At 39.4% G+C, this 6,891-nt stretch carries 4 protein-coding genes; 1 reads left to right on the plus strand and 3 read right to left on the minus strand.

From position 1 onward, the window contains the following. Positions 1 to 134: 134 nt before the first annotated feature. From AACX33_RS21210 to AACX33_RS21220, 3 genes are read right to left on the minus strand one after another with little or no spacing between them, the layout of a single operon-like run. Positions 135 to 2,534 (minus strand): CHASE2 domain-containing protein, encoded by a 2,400-nt coding sequence (locus AACX33_RS21210; protein WP_227789235.1) that lies wholly within the window; start codon positions 2,532 to 2,534, stop codon positions 135 to 137. A gap of 18 nt (positions 2,535 to 2,552) precedes the next feature. Continuing rightward, the gene (locus tag AACX33_RS21215; protein WP_227789237.1) at positions 2,553 to 3,743 is read right to left on the minus strand and encodes a DUF1822 family protein; all 1,191 of its coding nucleotides are present in this window, start codon (positions 3,741 to 3,743) and stop codon (positions 2,553 to 2,555) included. Positions 3,744 to 3,775: 32 nt separating this feature from the next. Beyond that, complete coding sequence (locus AACX33_RS21220) at positions 3,776 to 4,984, minus strand: sigma-70 family RNA polymerase sigma factor (RefSeq protein WP_227789239.1); 1,209 nt, start codon at positions 4,982 to 4,984, stop codon at positions 3,776 to 3,778. A 264-nt stretch (positions 4,985 to 5,248) separates the two neighbouring features. Here AACX33_RS21220 and AACX33_RS21225 point away from each other — a divergent pair. Then, positions 5,249 to 6,891: two-partner secretion domain-containing protein (locus AACX33_RS21225; RefSeq protein WP_227789240.1), on the plus strand; the 1,643-nt coding region annotated here is incomplete at its 3' end.

Consider the following 6,891-nt stretch of genomic DNA (forward strand, 5'->3'; position numbering starts at 1 on the left):
GATGATTGATAAAAGCCTAAAATGACCTATTTCCGTTAATGCACAAAATCAGGAATTTGTACATTGCTTAAATCCTAATGAAGTAAATTTATACCAATTATTTCTGAGGACTTCAATTATTTTGACCCCACTCCCTACCCCGCAAAAATCCGGTTCCCTGCCGCAATACCAGCCCCACTTCCCACCACAGCCAAGACTGAAGGAACAAAAGGAACCCATGCCCCAGATATACTAATGATGACTGTACAAACTCCGTATAAAACTATAACCGTAGCAACCATAGTGCAGCCTTGACCTAAACGTGAATCAATACGCCAAATAATTAAACCAGATATTAAAGACCACCCAAAAATCCACAGAATATCACCCCAGTAAGGCAAAACCCAAAGCATAACTCGTTGGTCTAAAACAGCACTGATAATTTGGCTGACCATTTGCGCCTGTATCAACACACCTGGTATCCTCGCAGGCTGTTGTACAACACTGTAGGGAGTTGACCAAATATCGCTGACAGTGTTAGCCGTGACTCCAATCAGAATTACCTTATCTTTGACTAAATCAGGGTTTATTTTATCATTGAAGATATCCTCTAGAGAAACTTTTGAGAAATTGCTATCGCGGTAGTTGAGTAATATCTGAAAACCACCTAAATCCACTCTTTCTTGGTAGCCACCACTATGCCCAGGCTTTAAGGGTTGTAATACTTGCTCACCAAACTTGATATCATCTTTATTTACATCAATATTAATATTTTCGGCAAATAAATAACGAGTTACTAGTTGAAAACTCAATGAATAATTTGTTTGACAAGGAGACGAAGGTTCTTGCGCCATCATCAGAATTTGCCGCCGGACGATATGATCAGAATCTTCAATTCCATCAGTAAAACCTTGACGTTCTACAGGTACTTTTCTCGGAGGTTTTACACCTTGAGGGTCAAATTTACTATCTTTACCTTTGCAGGCGACAACAATTGTATCTACTTTTAGTTCATCAACCAAATTTCTCTGGTCTGGTTTTTCAGGATCTAGAGAATCTCGATAAATATCCAGTCCAATTACTCTTGGTTGATATTGTTGTAATTTGTGCAGTAACTCAGCTAATTTATAATCTGGAATTGATTTTGTGCCTCGGACTATCTCTTGTTGGTAAGATTGGATATCTTTTTCAGTAATTTCAACAACTAGCAACCTTGAATCTTGATCTTGTTTGGGTCGCAGTCGCAACATTTGGTCTAAAGTTTGCAGTTCGGCTGTCTGAAAAATGCCTAAATACCTGAAAGCTAGCGTTGAAAGTGCTATGATTACACTAATCAAAAGTACAGTCTGGAGGTTGCACCTTGGAGTCAAAATTTTGCTGTTTGTAAAACCAATCTCCAGAGATTTAATATGACTGTCGCTTCTTATCGAAGCAATATCCTGAAATTGATTATTACTAGAAGTTCCGCAGAGTTCTTGCCAATTTACTGGCACAGTTGTAGGATTTTGACAAATTACAGGCAACCAACTAGCACAGGGAAAGTCATTTTCTAAGCCTTGCAATCTTTCCCGCGCTTCTCTCACAGCCGAATATAATGTTTTCCCACCGGCAAAGGCAGAAAGAAAATTTTTCAAAAACTCTTGAGCGATGAAATCTGGTATTGCTTCGCGCATGACAATCATTTGAGGAATATTTAAGTCCGCCAAATTTCGCGCTAAACCAATGCCATCACAGGAATTAAAAATTGCTAGTTTTAAACCGTGTAAAATTGCCTTTTTCAGTGCATTCCTTAACTGGGAAATAGTTAAACTATCTGTCTGATTAATGTCAATTTGCCCTATTTCCCCATCTGCAATACTGGTACTATGTCCAGCAAAAAATAGAATATCCCAATCTTGATTCCACAATTGCTCATCCAGTTCTCTACGGGTTGGTTCTACCAGAAACTTGACTTGGGTATCTGCCAAACCTTCGAGCCAAGAACGGTCTTTTTCAATATCAATACCAACGCTATTACCTAAAATAGCCAAAATTTTAACTTTACCTGTAGGGAATTTTTGTAATAGCTGAGGCGATGTATATTCTTGATTACTTAAAGCTAATTCAGCTTTGGGATAATGCGCGAAAAAATCCCACAAATGCCAAGGTAGTCGATGTAAAAGGGCAACGCTGGTTTCAAAAATGACTCTAATTTCATCATTAGGACTAAGTAAAGTCCGCAACTGCACCTCAATATTCTGAAATGACTCAGATTTTAACCAAGTATTAATCTTCCTTTGTAGTTGTTGACAGACATCATTAAAGTCATTTATCGAGATATTACTAATATCTTGCTGATGTACTTTTATCCGTTGTTTTTTGCCCAAACGATAATTTACGGCTTCGTAGAGTAACCGCCATTTGTTATAAATATTGGGAAGTTCCGGTACTGCTGGTAAACTACCAATAAATTTCACATTTAATGATTGGTTAGTATCCCAAAGTTGAGCAGTAACCACAGTAAATCCTTGGTTTAAGTCACCTCCTAACAAACTGAAAACTAATAGCTTACTCATGGACTAAATGTAGCATATTTAAACCAGAAACTTTTCTATTATTTGACAATCCTCAACAGCAACTTGGATACTAAAATATTCTCCCACCTCTCCATCAAAACGCGGTAATTGAATGTAGTTATCTTGTTCTCTGGTTTGCACTTGATGAATTATTTCTGCTGATTCTGTCAGCAAAGCCAGCGTCATATTCGCAGGGAGGTAAGCTTCTCCACTAGCAGGATGTAATTGCACGCGAATACTAACTTCTTGGTTTACTTCTGGTGTCAAAGCAACTAATAGCACCACTTGTTGAGACTCTAGTTGCATTCCCAAATCAATCAACTTAGCTCGTTTAACAGTAGCACTTGCTAACCCGTAACTACTTCTAAAACTAAAAGCTAAACTCTGAGTATTTGTGGCAAAAAATGTCTCAATGGTTTTCCAAGAAGTCTCGTAAATACCCTCCAGCCAACTACTAAGATTGACTTGCTCTGTGGAAGACTGTAATTCTTGTCTTTGTTGTCGCTGTTCGTATAAATGCTGCCGCCACTGTTGATTTTCTAGTAACGCCCCCCAAGTTGTAAATGGCACTGCTAATCGAGGAAAAGCCATAGAGAAATTACTTAAGTGTTGACAGAGATTTTCTGCTTGTGTAACTGATAATTCTTCTAGAGGAGCTAAAGCAGTTTTCGTTTCTTCTGTAGAGACTTGGTAAGTCATCCAGAAAGCATTGAGGTCTTTAGTTAAATCCTGCTCATCTAGGCAATAAGTTCTATCTACTGGGTCATAATTAGCCAATGATTTTAGTTCTTGATGGGTTGTATAGCCCCAAAATCGCACTGAATTGCCATCTGGTTTCACTTGCACTGCTATATAATAGTCTGCGCCCCAATTGGGAATATCTACCCATTCTTGAGGTACTTCTAACTCCCCATCATCTATTGCCTCACTGGGAATTAACACAACTCGCTTCTGTCCTAGTAAAACTACTGTACCATTTACAAATTCCCAAAAACCCGGCACAATCGGTAGACATTCTCCGGCAGTAGCATTAACTACATATTCTGCTTGTATCCAATTTAAAAAGACATCCAGGCAAATTTGATTAATATAAGCGCACCAGCGACTACTAGGTGTGGCATAAACTTGGCTTTGCTGCCAAGACTGCCCTTGGAGTGCTGGCGAAATTTCTAACACCCATTCTCTTGGTTCTGCAAATACACAAGTCATTTTTACTACCCTTTTACTACCCTTTTACTATCCTATGATGATTGTGAAATTAGGTTAAATTGACTATAATCAGTTCTCAGCCATTCTTCCAAAACATTACTCATATCTTTTATTTGGTTGGAAGTGAGAGAAATATTCAATGTCTCCTGGCTCCAATTGATTAATGCTGCCAATAAGGATTCCCTGGCTTTAATCAACCGACGAGAAACTGTAGGCTGGCTAATCTGTAATTGTTTGATAATATCCTGTTGAGTAAGTTCCTGTTGGTAGTAGAGTTTAAGTATTTCTTGCGATTGGGGATTGCATTCGTGTAAAGCTTTTAACAATACATCATTTATCTGCGAGAGTTTATTTTGGCTGTTTTGGGCATCCTCTTGGGCGAGGATATCAGCTATTAATGAGTCAGAGGAGGGATCTGGCAAATCCCAGATGATGTTATAGTCATTTTTTGACTTAAGTGCGTCTAGGGAATCCATGGGTGGATAGAGATAAGCACGCAGGTAGATAGCGGTGCGAGTTAACCACTGTTCGATTATGTCTGGACTCGATTGTGGAGTTTGTTGAGTTAATTGGTTTAGTCGTTCGCTGTTGTAGAGATTGGCGACATCTTCCCACAGTTGGCGATTTGGTTCTGGTAATTTACTATTACCTCCAGCCTGGTTCTGGATATAAAGTTCTTTAAAACAACACCAAGCTAAACGATGTTGGGCAATCATGGCTGGTGATAATCCAGCGTGTGACAGTGATGCTAATACCTGCTTTTTGCTCACCTTGCGTAACAATGCCCAATTGGTGCAGCCATCAGCTTCCTTGCGTTGCCGTAAAATATCTCTCAACCGAGTGGGAATTGCCATTTGGGCATAGGCTTGTAAGTTATTGCTGATTTCCGGTTTAAAGCCTTTAAGGATGTTTTCCACCTCAGCATTGGCTAACTGGAAGTGGTCAGCTAAACTATATTGGTTGTTGGTAAATTTGGCAACAGTCTTTTCAGCAGCCCAATAACATGGTTCTTGTAAATAAGCAGACAAATGCATTTTAGCAAGACTATGGGATTGGTTCTGCCAGTGCTTGTGCCAATAAATTCCCCAGAAAATTTCTGCGTTTGATGCTTCTGGTGTGTGTTCTAAGCATTTTTTAATACTTCGGCGCAACTTGGGATCTGTTAACCATTTCCGGAATCTATCTGCCTCCAACTGCGCGAATGTTGAGAAGACTTCTATAATATCTTGGCGATAATGCATAAATTAATTAAAAATATAATTTTTTGGGAAAAAACGATTATGAGCATTTTAATACTTCCTCCTAGCTTATCTGAATAGCGCGATCGCTGCAAAACTCCTAAGTGTGTATGTAACTCAAAAACCCACAGTTAGTAACTTTATGAACAAAGGAAAAATCCTTAATTCACCTTTCTGGTGTAACAAAACTTGATACCATAGGATTCTGTAATATTTGGGTAAAATGCTAGGATCATGCTACTAGCCAAATTTTAACAGCAAAAGGTAGTGGTGCAATTTATCCATATTCTCCCTGGGTTCCTAGTAAGCAGCCTGATGTGCTTTAGTCTGGCTCCCCTTCATTCAGCAAAAGCCCAAATCATTCCAGATGGTACTCTTGGTGCTGAAAGTTCAGTTGTTACTTACGACCAGATTATCGAAGAGATTCCCAGTGACAAAATTGATGGGGGTGCAATTCGTGGGCGGAACCTCTTCCACAGCTTTCAAGAATTTAATATTGAGTCAGGACGAGGGGCATATTTCACCAATCCCAGTGGCATTGAGAATATTTTGACACGGGTGACGGGAAGTAATGTTTCTAATATTTTGGGGACACTAGGGGTTTTTGGTAATGCCAACCTCTTCCTGATGAATCCCAATGGCATTATCTTTGGACAGAATGCTCGTTTAGATGTAGGTGGTTCATTTTTAGCCACAACAGCCAATAGCGTCCTATTTGAAAATGGCTTAAAGTTCCGTACCATAAATCCCGAAGTACCACCATTATTAACTATCACTGCACCCATAGGTTTGGGATTGGCCAAAAATCCAGCAAATATTGTTAATAATGCGATTAATCTTCAGGTGAATCCCGGCAATACCCTAGCATTGGTAGGGGGTAATATTACCCTAGATGGTGCTACTGTACAAACATCTGGAGGGAGGCTGGAATTAGGTGGACTTACAGGTGAAGGCATAGTAAATCTTCATATCCAAACCTCAGAAGGACTACAAAAGCTCACATCCCTAAGTTTTCCTGATAGCGTTGAGCGAGCCGATGTATCTTTAAGTAATCACTCAGTCGTTAAAGTCATTGGTGAGAATAACGGCAGCATTGCTATCAATGCCCGTAACGTGAACATTATGGGGGGAAGTACACTAACAGCTGGAATAGCCGCAAGACAAGGAAAACCAGAAAGCCAAGCCGGACATATTAAAATCAACGCTACTGATAAGGTAGTTGTTGATGGCATATCAAGTCCAGAAAAACCCAGTGGAGTATTTAACCTAGTAGACAAAGGCGCAGTAGGCAACTCTGGAAACATTGAAATTCATGCTAAAACAGTTGAAGTGACTAATGGTGGTCAACTTAACGCTAGTACATTAGGTACAGGTAATGCCGGGAAAATTCAAATTACTGCCACTGATAAAGTAGTATTTGATGGTCAGTCTGTTTATGGTTGCGGTAATGCTTGCATTAGTTCTGCCCTCAGCCAAGTGGAAAGTGAAGCCGAAGGACAGGCTGGAATTATTGAGATTATAGCTCAATCTCTTATAGTTAAAAATAAGGCTCAATTATCTGCCAGTAGTTTAGGAACCGGTAACGCTGGCAATATTAATATAAAAGTTAAAGATACCATCAATATTAATGAGGGTATTTTAAGTGCCGTAGTGACAGAAACAGCTAAAGGGAATGGTGGAAATATTGAGATTAATTCTGGCTCTCTGAATGTGTTCAATAGTGGCCAATTAAATGCCAGTACTCTGGGGGAAGGAGATGCGGGGAATGTCAAAATCTCAGCTAGTGATACTGTTTCTGTCTACAATCATGGTATTGTCTCTGCTTTGGTAAGAGAAAAAGCTGAAGGGAATGGAGGAGACATTGAGATTAATACTGACTCTCTGAATGTGTTCAATAGTGGCCAATTAAA

The organism is Nodularia sp. LEGE 04288, assembly GCF_963896525.1.
Classification (GTDB): domain Bacteria; phylum Cyanobacteriota; class Cyanobacteriia; order Cyanobacteriales; family Nostocaceae; genus Nodularia.

What these genes read in the sequence shown, in the direction of transcription:
- AACX33_RS21210 (WP_227789235.1), bottom strand. Translation starts at nt 2,534, where the DNA reads ATGAGTAAGCTATTAGTTTTCAGTTTGTTAGGAGGTGACTTAAACCAA.
- AACX33_RS21215 (WP_227789237.1), bottom strand. Translation starts at nt 3,743, where the DNA reads ATGACTTGTGTATTTGCAGAACCAAGAGAATGGGTGTTAGAAATTTCG.
- AACX33_RS21220 (WP_227789239.1), bottom strand. Translation starts at nt 4,984, where the DNA reads ATGCATTATCGCCAAGATATTATAGAAGTCTTCTCAACATTCGCGCAG.